Origin of the sequence: Campylobacter sp. RM15925 (assembly GCF_012978775.1) — a bacterium.
Lineage (GTDB): Bacteria > Campylobacterota > Campylobacteria > Campylobacterales > Campylobacteraceae > Campylobacter_A > Campylobacter_A canis.
In genome coordinates this window covers 125,267-139,598 of sequence record NZ_LIWP01000005.1, presented here as the reverse complement: position 1 = coordinate 139,598, position 14,332 = coordinate 125,267, and the positions used below count along the sequence as shown (strand labels likewise).

Sequence of the window (14,332 nt, the reverse complement as noted above, 5' to 3'; positions counted from 1 at the left end):
TAGCAAATTTCAACCAAAGAAAGGATATAAGATGAGTTCGATAGATCAAAAGATGTTTTGTTACCAGTGTGAGATGAGCGCTCCAAACGGATGCGGCTCAAAAGGGCAAGATAAAGGAACCTGCGGCAAGGATAGCACGAAGGCTAGACTTCAAGATATGATGATATTTGGGCTTAAAGGCATGAGCGCATATCGTCACCATGCAAACGAGCTTGGCGCAAACACCAAAAACGTAGATGACGTGATCGCGCAGACACTTTATTTCACGCTTACAAATATGAATTTTAATTTTGAGGAGCATATCGAGCAAATTTTAAAAGTCGGCAAAGCAGGAGTTGAGGTAATGGATCTGCTTTCAGATGCACACACCAGCACTTACGGCGTGCCAAGTCCCGTTAAAGTAACACAAAACAAAGCCGAGGGCAAAGCGATCTTGGTTAGCGGGCACAACCTTCATATGCTTAAAGAGCTACTTGAGCAGACAAAAGACAAGGGCGTAAATATCTACACTCACTCAGAGATGCTTCCTGCGCACGGATATCCTGAGCTACGCAAATATCCGCACCTTAAAGGCAATATCGGCAAGGCTTGGTTTGATCAGACTAAGCTATTTAACGCTTGGCAAGGTGCTATCATAATGAGTACCAACTGCATAGTTCCACTTCGCTCATCCTGTACATACTCAGATAGGCTATTTGGATACGATATCGCAGGCACTGACGGCGTAACGCATATTAACGGCGATGATTTTACCCCTGTGATCGAAAAAGCGCTAAGCCTTCCTGATATAAGCGGATTTGATAGCGATGAGGTTATAAACACGGGTCATCATTACAAGGCGATTTTACCTATGGCGGGTGAAATCTTAAAGGCGGTAACAGAATGCAAAATTCGCCGATTTTTCGTTATAGCAGGCTGTGACGCACCGGGAAAAGACCGCGAATACTACCGAGAACTTGCCTTAAGCTTGCCAAAAGACTGCGTGATACTTACTTCAAGCTGCGGCAAATTCAGATTTAACGACATTGATTTTGGCTTCATCGAAGACACGCAAATTCCGCGCTATCTTGATCTTGGACAGTGCAACGACAGCAACGGCGCCGTTAAAATCGCTCTAGCTCTTAGCGAAGCTACAGGCATAGCGGTAAACGACTTGCCTGTTTCTATCGTGCTTATGTGGATGGAGCAAAAAGCTATCATCATACTCTTTGCACTTTTATATCTCGGAGTTAAAAATATCCACGTGGGACCAAGTCTGCCTGAGTTTATGAACGAGGAAATTTTAAATTTCTTAGTGCAAAATTACAATCTTGGATTAATAAGCGGCGACGCTAAAGCCGATCTTAAAAAATATTTGGGAGAGTAAAATAAAAAAGGAGGGTTAAAACTCTCCTTAAATTTTTAAATTTTAGCCCGCTTCACTAAACCAACGGGCTAAATTCAGGCTACATTTTGTAGATTTAAGCGTCTGTCAAGCGGCTCGTCATTATCATGGAATTCAAACCTAACCGACCTTGCACCAAAGCTTTTTGCAATCGCCTCAAGAGTATCGCGAGCCGATTTGTGAATTTTGTTTTGAAGCTCCGAAATTAGCTTAACCGACATCTTCTCAACCTCGTTTCTAGCCTCTGTTATGAGCTTGTTTTTATCCTCTTCGGTAAATGTACTTCCAAAAAAGCCGTTTAGCGAATCAGGCAACAAAAACGGTATGAATTTGCCGTTTTTTTCATCATAAAATTTCATATTCGCAATCGAAAATTTATATTTACAAGGCGGCATTACTATAAGATATTCGCCGTTTGCCGTATTTACGATATCCATCTTAGGACTTGTTAGATCATATATGAAATTTATCTCAAATTCAAATATCATCGAAAGCTTCTTTTCACTAACCAGCCAGCGCAGATACTCCTTGCCAAAGCTTCCAAACGCGTGATCGGTCTTTGTCACGATCTCTTTGCTATAAACTTGAAATACCGAAAGCTCGCCGATTGATTTTATCTGCGAAATTTCGCTCGTTATATCGCTTTTTATCTCTTTTGACGCTTTTGAAGCCTGCTTATTTATCTTGTATATCACGCCAAATACGATCAAAACCAAAACTAGAAGCGCAACTATTACATAATCAACCATATCTTTCTCCTTTTAGCGCGATTTTATCAAAATTTGGTAAAGGGATTGTTAAATTTACCGCCTCATACTCTGCATTTAGATAAAAGCTTGCTTAAATTTGACCGCTTTAAAATCCGTACGGGCACAATAAACCAAATTTATCTAAAACAGCTGAGTAAATTCAAACCCATGCTCATTTAGAGTGTTTCGCACCATCTCTTGATGCTCTTTGCCCTTAGTTTCAAGCGTGATTGTGATACTTGCATCGCCATAATCAAGACTAGTAGAAAATCTATCGTAATCAATCTTGACGATATTTGCATTTGCGGTTTTTAAGCAATCAGTTAGATTCATAAGCGCACCCGGTTTATCAACCAAAGTAACCTTTATCGTCATCTTTCTGGCCGATTTTATAAGACCCTTTTCGATGATGATATTTAACATCTGCACATCGATATTTCCGCCGCTTAGCACTATACCGATCTTTGCGTCTTTTTCAAATTTCACTTTTGAGTGAAGCACGCTTGCAACTCCGACCGCTCCTGCGCCTTCAACAATGATCTTTTGATTTTCAAGCAGGAACAAAATCGCGTTTGCTATCTCTTCGTCATCAACCTGAACTATATCATCAACGCACTCTAATATATGCGCAAGAGTAACCTCACTAGCGTCTCTTACGGCAATACCGTCCGCGATAGTCCGAACGGTTTTTGAATTTTTACTCTTTTTAGCCTTAAAGCTCTCATACATCGCAGGAGCGCCCTTGGCACTTACTCCGATTACTTTGATGTTTGGATTTACCTGCTTAACGCAGCTTGCTATACCGCTTATAAGCCCTCCTCCGCCGACAGGCACTATGATCATATCAAGATCGGCGACTTCATCAAGCATCTCAAGCCCTACCGTGCCCTGTCCCGCCATTACGAATTCGTCGCTAAAAGGGTGTATGAAGCTCATTCCTCGCTCTCTTGCGTATTCGTTTGCGTATTCGTAAGCTTCATCGAAGTTATCGCCCTTTAAAATCACTTGCGCACCAAGAGCCTTTGTGCCTGAAACCTTTAAAAGCGGTGTTGATTCGGGCATTACAATGATGGCTGGCGCACCAAACTCCCTAGCGCATATAGCTACGCCTTGAGCGTGATTGCCCGCACTTGCCGCAACTACGCCCTTTGCACGCTCTTCATCGCTTAAATTTGCTATTTTATTGTATGCGCCTCTTATCTTGTAAGCTCCCGTGCGTTGCAAATTCTCTTTTTTAAGATAAATTTGCGCTCCGCTTAGCAAGCTAAGCTTAGGACTAAACGCAAACGGCGTCTTATAAACAAAGCCGCTTATGGCGCGTTTTGCTTGGATTATTTTATTTAACGATATCATTTTCTAGCCTTTGTAATTCGATTTTTATACACCTGTCTTCTACGAAATTCACACCCGCTTCTTTTGCGCGCTCTTTGGCCGCTTTGTTTGTTATACCAAGCTGAAGCCAAAGCGTTTTAGCGCCTACTTTTATCACATCTTCAACAAGAGCGGTTGCAAACTCGCCCTTTCTAAACATCACTACGATGTCGATATCTTCATCTATCTCGCTTAAATTTCTATAAACTTTAAAGCCTAAAATTTCATCCTCTTTCGGATAAATAGGGAAAATCCTAAACCCCTCTTTTATCAAAAATTTAGCCACTGCATTACTAACCTTGCTCTCATCGGGGCTTAAGCCTACTATGGCTATGTTTTTAGCTGTTTTTAAAATTTCATAAATTTGCACTTCTTCTCCTTAAAAGCACTCCGCACTCTATGTGAGTTGTGTTTGCAAACTGATCAAATATCGCAAATTTAACCGCCTCGTGACTTTTATCAAGCTCTTTTAAATTATCTTTTAAAGTTTCGGGATTACAGGATATGTATATGATATTTTCGTAGTTTTTGATGAAATTTATCACGCTCATATCAAGTCCCGCACGAGGCGGATCGACAAGGATGTGAGAGAAGTTAAAGGCTTTTAAATTTACGCCTTCTAATCTGCGAAATTCTCGCACGCCGCCAAAAGCCTGCATAAGCTCTTCGCTACCAACTCTTATAAATTTGATATTTTTAACTTCATTTAGCTCACAGTTTTTAAGTGCGTTTGCAATCGATTTTTTAGAAATTTCAGTTGCCAAAACTTGATTAAATTCGCTTGCAAGCGGGATAGTGAAATTCCCGTGACCACAATACATCTCAAGCAGATCGTTTGCTCCATGAACGCAGCCTTTGGCCCAAGATATCATCTTTTCGTTTACGGCTCTGTTTGGCTGTATGAAAGCTCCTTCGCTAAAGCTAAATTTATACTCCTTGCCCTCTATATAGAGTCTTTCGCTTAAATTTTCATCTCCGCTAACTAGCTTTTGCCCTCTGCTTCTTGCGATTACGGATATGTCAAATTTGCTTGCAAGCTCATCAAATTCGCTCTTTAGCCCATCAAGCTTCTTGTGATACAAAAGCATAGCAAGCAGGCTATCTTTAGTCGAGATAAACTCGATGCCAAATAGTTTATGCTTTAAATTTTCGTTTTTTTCGATGAAATTTAAAAGAGGCTGCATTAAATTTGCGATTTTAGCTTCAACCTTCAAACACTCGTCAATTAGCACAAATTTACGCTTATCGCCACGCATATAGTAGCTTAGTTTATCTTTGTCGTGATAAATACCAAATTCTGCCCTACTTCGGTAGCAAGTCGGCACGGAGGCGAAAAACTCAAATTCGCCTCCGTAAAACTCGCTAAATTTTTCTTTTATAAATTTCTTTTTAAACTCAACCTGCTCGTCATAGCTTAAATTTAGAGTGCAACTTCCGCACTCTCCTACAAATTTGCACTCGCTTGCAGTCAAATCAGACCTTTTGCCCTATAAATCTTACCGTTAAAAATACCGCTAAAAACCCAAGCGGAAGCACTATCCACACGCTAAGCCCCAAAGAAGCAGGTATATATCCTACAAGTATGCTTATGGCGCTTACGCTAAGCGCATAGGTCATCTGCGTGCGGACGTGGTCTATGTGGTTACACCCCGCACCCATTGAGGAAAGGATGGTGGTATCTGATATCGGAGAGCAGTGATCGCCAAATATCGCCCCCGTAAGAACGGCTGAAATATTTATAATCATATACGCATGAAGCGCATCGCCCTCAAGTCCGCTGCTGATACCGACGGCATTTGCAAGAGGTATGGCAAGAGGCATCAAAATTCCCATCGTTCCGTAACTGGTTCCCGTTGAAAACGAGATAAAAGAGCCAAGTATAAATATAGTCGCAGGCAGGATAAATTTAGGTGTGGCGTCTGAAAGCATATCGACAAGATACCTTGACGTGCCAAGCTCTTTGATAACCGAACTTAAAGACCACGCAAGAAGCAAGATAACAATCGTAACTATCATTGTTTTCCAGCCTTTAACCCAAGTCTCAATAGCCTCTTTTACGCCGAAAATTTTTCTATAAACGCCAATTAGTATCGCCACTATAGTAGCTAAAAGAGCCGATTGGAAAAGCGCTACTGAAGCATCGGCCGCACCGTAAGTCTCTCTAAGCGTTTCAAAAGTAAGCGGATTTGCAAGAGCCTTTTCAAGAACTTCGCCCTCAAGCGCACTAAGCCCGCTAAAATAAAAACTAACAAAAGCGCCTATTATAAGAACCAATATAGGTATAACGGCGTTTGATGTCTGAAGCTTGATGCCTTCTTTTGGCTCAAGAGTCTTATCCTCGATATCAACCATTCTTGATTTGCTTGAATGAAGCTCTCCCGTGCGAGCTCTACGCTCGGCTGCAAGCATGCTTCCGTATTCGCGCCCCATCATTGCCGTACAGACTACAAACAAAAGCATAAAGAGGTTATAAAAGCGATAAGGAATTGTCTCTACAAATATTCCAAACGCGTTTATATCCGTTATTCCGATTAGCTCGTAGCCGTTTTTAATGAGTGAAATTTCAAGTCCGACCCATGTGGATATGATGGCGATACCTGCTATCGGTGCAGCCGTTGCGTCGATGATAAAAGCAAGCTTTTCTCTTGAGACTTTAAATTTATCGGTTATCGGACGCATGATAGGTCCTACGATAAGGGCATTTGCATAATCGTCAAAAAAGACAAAAAGCCCCATCACCCAAGTTGAAATTTGAGCCGAAATTCCGGTTTTTGCTTTTTTGCTAAGCCATAAAGCAACCGCTTTTGTACCTCCCATTTTAGTTACAAGAGCTACCACGCCACCTATACAAAGCACTTGAAGGATAATGCCTGCGTTCCAACTATCGGCCATTGAGCCTACTATGCGCTTAACGATATCGACAAATCCTTTTACAAAAGACATTATCACACCGTTATTCATAACGCTTAGCAGATAAGTTCCACTAAATACACCTATAAAAAGCGATAAGATAACATCTTTGGTGATAAATGCAAGCACTATCGCCACAACAGGCGGAATAAGTGTAAATATACCAAATAATTCGGCATTTTTTGCAGGATCTGCAAACATCAATATAGGTAAAAATAAAGCTAGGTATCTCATCTACTCCCTTTCAAAAGCAAATCCCGCCCAAGTCTGCGTCGTCGCCATAACTTCAAGCGAATTTATATTTACGTGTTTTGGTAAATTTATACAATCAACTATAATACGCGCGATATCTTCGGATGTGATAAACTGAGTCTTGTCATATACCGCATCGGCTTTTGCGCTATCTCCTTTAAATCTAACAAGGCTAAATTCGGTCTTTGCGATACCGGGCGCGATTTGAGTGACGCGAATTCCCGTACCTTGCAGATCGTTTCTAAGATTAAAGCTAAACTGTTTCACGAACGCCTTTGTGCCGCCATAGACATTTCCGCCCGGATACGGCCACTCGCCGGCAACCGAGCCTAAGTTTATGATATAGCCGCTTTTGCGAGCCGTCATTATCGGCAAAACAGCCTTGGTTACATATAAAAGCCCTTTGATATTTGTATCTATCATCGTTTCAAAGTCTTCGATACTTGCTTCGTTTGTTTTTTCTTGTCCAAGCGCAAGCCCTGCGTTATTTACGAGAATTTCTATGTCTTTGAAATTCTCCGGCAAATTTGCAACTTCACTGAAAATTTTCTCTTTGTCTCTTATGTCGGCTGCTATGATATGAGTATTGCCAAGCTCGGCAGCAAGTCGTTTGAGCCTATCTTCGCGGCGTCCTAAAAGTATGAGCTTATAGCCCTCTTTAGCAAGCGCTCTTGCCGTAGCTTCACCAAAGCCCGATGTTGCTCCCGTGATAAAAGCGGTCTGTTTCACTCTCTCCTCCTTATCTATTTTCTAAATTTGAACTTAAGCCAATTGAGTTAAGATACTGTAAATTTATATCTTTTTTTCCCATTCTGGCATAATCAAATGCGTTAAATCCAGCATCGTCAATCGCGTCCGTATCTATGCCATTTTCAACCAAAAACTCCAAAATTTCAACATCACTATTAGCAGCAGCCTCCATAAAGATAGTCCTTGAAGTATGCTCAAAATCACAAAGCTTTATATAGCTTGGCACCGCTTCGCCCAAATTTGATATATAGGCGAGTTTAGTGTTTAAATCAATGGTTTTAGCGTTGATATCGGCTCTATTTTCAACAAGAAATTTAACCGCCTCAAAATCATTTAACCTAACAGCCATAAAAAGCGGAGTTTGTCCGAGTAAATTTTGATAATTAACGTCCGCGCCGTTTTTGAGTAAAAATTTAGCGTTGCTTAAATTATTAAGAGAAAAAAACAATGAATTCTCATATCCCAAATTAAGCTCAGCTCCAATTTTTATAAATTCGCTTAAAATTTCCTCGTTTTTTTCGTAAAGAAGCGCCGTATAAAAAGCGCTTTGAAGCAGCTCTTTAGAAATTTTGCCCGAATATACCATCTCATTTATCTCGTATTTTGAAAACTTAGGATCTATAACTCGCTTATCTATCTCGCTTATATCAAGTCTTGTCGCATCATTTTGTCGCTCTTTTGAATTAATGGCAAATTTTAAAAACTCGTTTGCAACCTTTGTCGCATAGTAAATCGCACTTCCTTCATCCATGGTAAAGTTATTCGTGTAGTGTTTTACAAGCGGATCAAGAGCTAGGTTGTAGGTTTTATTAAACTCTTTAAGCAGCAAAAAATTCGATATGCTCTGATGTCCCCAGTAGCGCAAATATGCTCTATCCCGCTCTTGGATAGCCTCATAAATCAAAGGCTCATCAAGACTCTTTGCATACATTTCAGGAAAAATTCCCGCTTTAAGCAAGGTAAATTTAAACTTATTTAAGTTTTTCTCAGCGATAATCCCTACGCAAAGGCGGCTCTCCGAGCGAATTTTAACCGCCAAATCGATAAGCTCGTTTACAGCAGGAATATTTAAAAGAGAATTTGCACACCCGTAATCAATACTGTTTAAATCAGGGCTGTTTGGATTAAAATTCGGGCTAAAAATTTGAGTTTTATTAGCTAAAATTTCATCACAATCAAGTTTTGAGTCGTCATAAATTCCGGCAAATCCAATACAAGCAAACAAAAATAGTAGCCAAAGAATTTTCATTGCAAACCTTATATTTCAAATTCATTTATTTTACTCAAAAAAATATTTATTAAATATGAAATATAGCTATTTTAATGAAAATTCTCTCAAAATTTTAAAATTTGGAACACAAAAAAGTAAAAATTTGGCTAACGCAAACTTAAAATTTCGTCAAAAGCTTTTTTTAACTTTTCAAAAAGCGGATGAAAAGGAACTCCATTTACTCTCAAATCGGCAATCGTCGTGATAAAATTCGTATCCCTCTCCCAGCGAGGCACCAAATGATAATGCACGTGCTCGGCAATTCCCGCACCTGCGGCTTTGCCCAAATTCATACCGATATTTACGCCAGTTGCTCTTAACTCACGCTTTAAAATCGCAACGCCCTCTCTTACAAAAAGGCTCATCTCAAGCCACGTCTTTTCATCCAAGTCCTCGATCTTATCGACATGAGCGTAAGGTATGACCATAAAATGACCAGGGCTATAAGGGTATAAATTCATAATACCAAAGCAGTGCTTGGCGCGAAACAAAACACCTGTCTTATCATCGTTTTCAGGATGATTGATAACCTCACAAAATACGCATTCAGCGCTTTTTGTATTAAAATACTCGCTTCTCCAAGGCGCACAAAGATGCTCCATCATCCCTCCTTTATATCTTTTACGGCTTTTGCAAGATCGCTCTTGCGCATAAAATGCTCGCCTATCAAAAAGGCATCAACACCGATTTTGTTTAAATTCTCAAGCTGGCTATGCTCATAAAGTCCGCTTTCGGCTACTATTATTTTTGACTTAGGTATAAGCGGCACAAGGCTTTCGCACAAACTCATATCCATCTCAAAACTTTGCAAATTTCTATGATTTATACCTATGATATTAGCTCCTGCAAGTATAGACTTCGTGATATCTTCCTTATCGTGAGCCTCGACAAGCACTTCAAGCCCTAAATGATGAGCGTATTCAAGAAGTTCTTTTAGCTCTTTTAAACTCAATGCCTTTGCTATAAGCAGAATAAAATCGGCTCCATAAACAAGAGCTTCTAAAATTTGGTATTTATCGATTATGAAATCTTTTCTAAGCAACGGCACGCTTACATACCTACGAATTTGAGTTATAAATTCCAAATTTCCTCTGAAATAATGAGGCTCGGTTAAAACCGATATCGCGTTTGCTCCGCCGCTTTCATAATCCTTAGCTATAAAAATAGGCTCAAATTCCTCTCTTATAATGCCTTTGCTGGGGCTTGCTTTTTTCACTTCGGCGATTATTTTAAAAGGATCTTTCTCGTCTGATTTAAGAGTGGGTAAGACATCTCTGGGCACATAAGGATTGTAAGCAAGGCTTCTTCCAAGCCACTCCTCGGGATATTTGGACTTTTTTTCCTTTAGATCCTCTTTGGTGCGTCTTATGATCTCATCAAGTATCACTTCGCATCCTTTTGCGCTTGGTTTTTACTTAAGCACTCCTTGATAAGTCTTATATGCTCTTTTGCTTCGGTTGAATTTACGAATTCATCATCATGCAGTGTTTTACTCATAACCTCATCGGCTCTTTTGCACTCTCCTAGCTTATAAAGTCCCCACGCAAGAGAGTCAAGATAATATACCGAATTTGGCTCTTTAATCAAAGCTTTTTCAACCAGCTCTACACCTTTTTTAACATCCACATCGTGATCTATAAGCAAGTATCCGTAGTAGTTTAAATATATCGGATCATCAAGCTTAATGGCTGATTTTTCAAAGTTATGAATAATCTCTTTTAAGCTCTCTTTGCTTAAATTTTTAGCATCTCTTTCATACTGATATATAGCCATTTTGGCTTGATAGTCAAGGTTAAAGCTTTTATCAAAAAGCTCTTTAGCCTTATTGTAAGCCTTGTCATACTCACCCATTATCGCCCACATTTCCATTAGCAAATTATCATTATGGTTGTATTTTTGCAAAAATTTAGCCGCACCCTCATAGTTTTTTTGATAAGCAAACACGCCTACGGCTTTGTTAAGATACTCTTTCTCCTTAGTAGTCTTGTAAAGATCCTCGTAAATTTCTACAGTATCGTTTATCTTGCCCGTTTGCATATATAAATCAATAAGCGTTAGACATACATGTACGCTACAGCCGTTAATGCGCCTTGATGTTTCAAGATAGCTTAGCGCCTCTTCTTTTTTGCCTATTTTGTTGTAAAGAAATTCTACCATTCTAAGCAAATTTTCATCGCTTTTGTCTTTTTCATATACGATTTTAAACTGCTCTAGCGCCTCTTCGTTGTTATTTTGCATTGACAAGATAGTACCTAGCATTATGTGGTTGCGAGGTTTGCTCTCTTTTTTTACAAGGCTTTCCAGCACTTTTCTAGCCTCATCAAGCCTATTTGTATTCATAAGACTTGCACCTTTTATGCGAAGAAAGTCGGTGTCGTCTTTTAAATTTTTCTCCGCAAGCTGCATAATGCTATCAAATTCCGCACTATTAGTAAAAAATGCAAATTTAAGCGCTTCTTTTAGATAAGCGGGCTTTTTAGTCTCCTCATAAAGCTTCTTGTAAATAGCCATCGCCTCGTCATGTTTAGCGTTATCAACAGCCATTAAAGCCTCTAATATATAAAGATTTTCATCTATCTTTATCTTCTCATTTGCAAAGCAAAAGCAAGAGATAAATAGCGCAAGCACAACTCTTACAAACGCCTTATTCCTATACATTCTCCCTCCAATTCCTCAAAATGAGTCTTAAAATAATCCCAAAACGGAAAACTTACGCACTGTTTTGGGCGAAATTCATAAACAGAACAGTTTTGCTTAACCTCATCAAAAAAGACGCAGGCAAAGCCGTCTTTATAAATTTTTTCTTTGATACTGAATTTATATCCGTGTTTTTCTAAAAATTTATCCTTAAATTCCTCTACGCTTAAATCCAAAAATCCCGCAAGGGCTTCTATCTCCGAGCTATTTATCCATATATAGCCGCTTTCTCCCGTGCAGCACTTACCTCCGCATTCATCGCACTTTGTAAAGTCGAATTCATACTCAAAGCCGCTTTGGCGAATCATATCTCGCAACTTTGACTAAAAGTGCCTGCGCGAGTAAAAATTTCACTTGCTTCTTTTGTATATCTTTCACCTTCAAGAATAAATATCGGCGGTAAAATTTTAACTAAAGCTTTTGAATTTTTTTTAGCTTCTATAATAACCAAACTTGCCTCTTTGTTTGCTTTTGGATGGACAAATTTTATGCGGGTCGGGTTAAATTTATACATTTTTAAAAGAGTTAAAATTTCACTAAGCCGCTTAGCATCATAACAAAACACAAAAACTCCGCTTGGCTTCATAATCGAATTTACCGATTTTATAAGCTTTTCAAGAGGCAAAAATTCGCTATATCTACTTATTTTGATATGCTCGTTTTCACTCTTCTTAGCTCCGTCGTGATAGTAAGGCGGGTTTGAAATAACAAAATCATATCTCTTCTGGCACTCAAAATTAGTAAAATCAGCCGTTATGAAGCTAGCTTTTAAGACGTTTTCATCGGCGTTTTGTTTGGCAATTTTTATATTTACCTCTTGCATATCAAGCATATCAAGATCAATAGCTTCAAAATCGCGCTTAAGAAGCAGTCCAAGCACTCCACATCCGCATCCGACCTCAAGCACGCTACCTTTTAAGCCTTCCTCACAGATAAAGCCGTAAAGCATCATCGTATCGCTGTTGTATCTGTAGCCTACTCTTGGTTGGATGATTTTCATCTATAAACCTTGATGACAAAGCCTTGCTTTGTGGAAGAAGTGATGATCTCGCTGCTATAAGATATGCGAGAAAAATCTCCAAATTCATCTCGTATAAGGTTGCCTGCGGTTTTTGCACGCTCTCTTCCTATGCCGAAATTTGCGTAGGTATTTATGCGCTCAAGCTCATTTTTAGGTACAAGCTTGGCAATCTTGGAGGTTGCGATAAAATTTCCCTGACTTACTATAGGAGTTATCTCAAAATAATAATTTGAATTATATTTTTGCAAAAACTCGGTAACTTTATTTATGCAAGTTATGGTAGGCTTATCAGATCCCACACCCATATCATCGCACTCCACCGAAGCTATAAATACGACTTTTTTAGGCACTTCACTCTTAAAATTCAGCTGTATTATCTTTCTTAAATTTTCATTTTCGTTACTTAGATACTCGCTATCTTCAAGAACCTGCGCGATCTGTTTTTTTGTCTGTTCAAGCTCGTTTTTTATAGCTACGTGATTTTTACCTATCGCGGCTAAATTTTTTAGCTCTTTGGCCTCTTTGATAAGATTTGCATTTTCTTCGTTTTTAGCATCTGTTTGAGATTTAGAATTTTGCTTAAACTCTTCAAATTTATCACTTAGCTCTTTGATCTGAGAATCTTTTTTAGCTATCTTTTCATCAAATTCATCAGATATTTTTTTATACTCTTGCATAGCTTTTTGGGCGTTTGCTACCTGCTCTTTGGCATCTTTATCGATTTGGATATTGCTTTGGATCAGTAAAGTTATCTTATCGTTTAAGATTTTATAGTTTTTAATGTCTTTTTTATTGTTTAAAATTTCCTCTTCAAGCCGTTCGCTAGTTTCTCTAAGCTGCTCTTTAAGATAAGTTATATTTGATTCATCGGCTTCAAGCTGCTCGGATTTTTTTATATTCTGCTCGCTTAAGTCTTTTACGGTAGCTTCAAGTTCGTTTTTTAAGGCAGAGCTTTCGCTAACGCTTCTTTCAAGCTCCATCTTTAGCCTCTCAACCTCGTTTTTATAAAGAGAAGACATGCTTAAAATATCTTTTTCAAGATTTGATTTTTCCTTTTCAAATTTTGCTTTTACATTTTCCATTTGAGAATTTAACTCATCGTTTTGAGCTTTAAATTTAGCATTTTCTTCGCTTATTTTTCTTAGCCTATCGTTTGTATCATTGGTTTTTTCTTGATAATCGCCCGAGAGCTTTTTTAGCTTCTCATTAGCCGAGTCGGCATCTTTTTTGATAGCTAAAATTTCATCGTCTTTTTGTTTTATAATCTTTTCAAAATCATCTTTTTTAGCTTCCAAGTCCGATTTAAGCTTGTTAAGCTCGTCTTGGTTTAAATTCTTAGCTTTTAAAACAGCCGCTTCTTGCTCGCTAACAACTCTTTTAAGCTCGGACTCTTTAAGATTAATAGTATCTTTTAGCTTGCCGTTTTCATCTTTCAGCTTTGAAATTTCAGCCTTTACACCTTTTATCTCGGCTTGTAAATTTGCTCTTATACGCTCAAATTCACTCTTTGAGGCAATAGGCTTATCGCTAACTGCCGTAGTGTTGGTATCAGCTCTGCCAAGCTGTTCTTTTAGGCTATCGACTTCATTTTGAAGTTCGGTTATGCGAGTTGCGGCTATTCTTGAATTTTGCATACTTTGCATCTGAGCATCTCTTAGCTCTTTTTCAAGATCATCGATCTCTTGGGCATATTGATCTATAAGTCTTCTGCTATCTTTTGAATTTGCAAGCTCATCTTTTCTTACATATTTAGCCTGCTCATCCTTTGGAAGCTCCTCAAAACTATGAACCTTTATCACCACCTCTTTTTGTTCGCTAATTTTAGAAGCGGAATTTTTTTGCAAATTTAGATACAAAAAATACCCGCTTGTAGTGACAAGCGCACCGAGTATAAAAAAAGATAGCGAATTTAAAAAAGACTGCTTCAA

General features: G+C 38.8%; 14 protein-coding genes. 1 reads left to right on the top strand and 13 read right to left on the bottom strand.

The window, feature by feature from the left end:
* The first annotated feature begins 31 nt into the window (after positions 1-31).
* Positions 32-1,366 (top strand): hydroxylamine reductase, encoded by a 1,335-nt coding sequence (gene hcp, locus CDOM15925_RS04665; RefSeq protein ID WP_169941579.1) that lies wholly within the window; start codon positions 32-34, stop codon positions 1,364-1,366.
* A gap of 74 nt (positions 1,367-1,440) precedes the next feature.
* Here the strand turns inward: hcp and CDOM15925_RS04660 are convergent, their stop codons facing one another.
* From CDOM15925_RS04660 to CDOM15925_RS04600, 13 genes are all read right to left on the bottom strand, one after another.
* Positions 1,441-2,133 (bottom strand): DUF4230 domain-containing protein, encoded by a 693-nt coding sequence (locus CDOM15925_RS04660; RefSeq protein ID WP_169941576.1) that lies wholly within the window; start codon positions 2,131-2,133, stop codon positions 1,441-1,443.
* 141 nt (positions 2,134-2,274) lie between these two features.
* Positions 2,275-3,486 carry a threonine ammonia-lyase gene (gene ilvA, locus CDOM15925_RS04655; protein ID WP_169941574.1) on the bottom strand — a complete coding sequence of 404 codons (1,212 nt, stop codon included), beginning with the start codon at positions 3,484-3,486 and terminating at the stop codon, positions 2,275-2,277.
* Positions 3,470-3,874, bottom strand: coding sequence for a CoA-binding protein (locus CDOM15925_RS04650; protein ID WP_169941572.1), 405 nt, complete (start codon positions 3,872-3,874; stop codon positions 3,470-3,472). Before CDOM15925_RS04650 ends, ilvA begins: the two co-directional genes overlap by 17 nt.
* Entirely contained in the window at positions 3,861-4,976 is a 1,116-nt protein-coding gene (trmA, locus tag CDOM15925_RS04645; RefSeq protein ID WP_169941570.1) for a tRNA (uridine(54)-C5)-methyltransferase TrmA, read from the bottom strand. The genes CDOM15925_RS04650 and trmA overlap by 14 nt, the downstream gene beginning before the upstream one ends.
* 1 nt (position 4,977) lies before the next feature.
* Complete coding sequence (locus tag CDOM15925_RS04640; RefSeq protein ID WP_169941568.1) at positions 4,978-6,648, bottom strand: Na+/H+ antiporter NhaC family protein; 1,671 nt, start codon at positions 6,646-6,648, stop codon at positions 4,978-4,980.
* The gene (locus tag CDOM15925_RS04635; RefSeq protein ID WP_169941566.1) at positions 6,649-7,395 is read right to left on the bottom strand and encodes an SDR family NAD(P)-dependent oxidoreductase; all 747 of its coding nucleotides are present in this window, start codon (positions 7,393-7,395) and stop codon (positions 6,649-6,651) included. It abuts the gene before it with no gap.
* A gap of 10 nt (positions 7,396-7,405) precedes the next feature.
* Positions 7,406-8,665, bottom strand: coding sequence for an ankyrin repeat domain-containing protein (locus CDOM15925_RS04630; protein WP_169941564.1), 1,260 nt, complete (start codon positions 8,663-8,665; stop codon positions 7,406-7,408).
* Between the two features lie 128 nt (positions 8,666-8,793).
* Positions 8,794-9,288: an HIT family protein gene (locus CDOM15925_RS04625; RefSeq protein WP_169941562.1), complete on the bottom strand. Its 495-nt coding sequence runs from the start codon at positions 9,286-9,288 to the stop codon at positions 8,794-8,796.
* Complete coding sequence (gene trpC, locus CDOM15925_RS04620; RefSeq protein WP_169941560.1) at positions 9,288-10,073, bottom strand: indole-3-glycerol phosphate synthase TrpC; 786 nt, start codon at positions 10,071-10,073, stop codon at positions 9,288-9,290. The genes CDOM15925_RS04625 and trpC overlap by 1 nt, the downstream gene beginning before the upstream one ends.
* Complete coding sequence (locus tag CDOM15925_RS04615; RefSeq protein WP_169941558.1) at positions 10,070-11,344, bottom strand: tetratricopeptide repeat protein; 1,275 nt, start codon at positions 11,342-11,344, stop codon at positions 10,070-10,072. Before CDOM15925_RS04615 ends, trpC begins: the two co-directional genes overlap by 4 nt.
* Positions 11,320-11,691 (bottom strand): YkgJ family cysteine cluster protein, encoded by a 372-nt coding sequence (locus CDOM15925_RS04610; RefSeq protein ID WP_169941617.1) that lies wholly within the window; start codon positions 11,689-11,691, stop codon positions 11,320-11,322. The genes CDOM15925_RS04615 and CDOM15925_RS04610 overlap by 25 nt, the downstream gene beginning before the upstream one ends.
* Positions 11,688-12,383: a tRNA1(Val) (adenine(37)-N6)-methyltransferase gene (locus CDOM15925_RS04605; RefSeq protein ID WP_169941556.1), complete on the bottom strand. Its 696-nt coding sequence runs from the start codon at positions 12,381-12,383 to the stop codon at positions 11,688-11,690. The genes CDOM15925_RS04610 and CDOM15925_RS04605 overlap by 4 nt, the downstream gene beginning before the upstream one ends.
* Complete coding sequence (locus CDOM15925_RS04600; protein ID WP_169941555.1) at positions 12,380-14,332, bottom strand: coiled-coil domain-containing protein; 1,953 nt, start codon at positions 14,330-14,332, stop codon at positions 12,380-12,382. The genes CDOM15925_RS04605 and CDOM15925_RS04600 overlap by 4 nt, the downstream gene beginning before the upstream one ends.

Excerpts from the sequence above, each read along its gene's own strand:
- CDOM15925_RS04630 (WP_169941564.1), bottom strand. The coding sequence starts at position 8,665 with ATGAAAATTCTTTGGCTACTATTTTTGTTTGCTTGTATTGGATTTGCC.
- CDOM15925_RS04610 (WP_169941617.1), bottom strand. The coding sequence starts at position 11,691 with ATGATTCGCCAAAGCGGCTTTGAGTATGAATTCGACTTTACAAAGTGC.
- CDOM15925_RS04615 (WP_169941558.1), bottom strand. The coding sequence starts at position 11,344 with ATGTATAGGAATAAGGCGTTTGTAAGAGTTGTGCTTGCGCTATTTATC.
- CDOM15925_RS04660 (WP_169941576.1), bottom strand. The coding sequence starts at position 2,133 with ATGGTTGATTATGTAATAGTTGCGCTTCTAGTTTTGGTTTTGATCGTA.
- ilvA (WP_169941574.1), bottom strand. The coding sequence starts at position 3,486 with ATGATATCGTTAAATAAAATAATCCAAGCAAAACGCGCCATAAGCGGC.
- hcp (WP_169941579.1), top strand. The coding sequence starts at position 32 with ATGAGTTCGATAGATCAAAAGATGTTTTGTTACCAGTGTGAGATGAGC.
- CDOM15925_RS04640 (WP_169941568.1), bottom strand. The coding sequence starts at position 6,648 with ATGAGATACCTAGCTTTATTTTTACCTATATTGATGTTTGCAGATCCT.
- CDOM15925_RS04625 (WP_169941562.1), bottom strand. The coding sequence starts at position 9,288 with ATGGAGCATCTTTGTGCGCCTTGGAGAAGCGAGTATTTTAATACAAAA.
- CDOM15925_RS04605 (WP_169941556.1), bottom strand. The coding sequence starts at position 12,383 with ATGAAAATCATCCAACCAAGAGTAGGCTACAGATACAACAGCGATACG.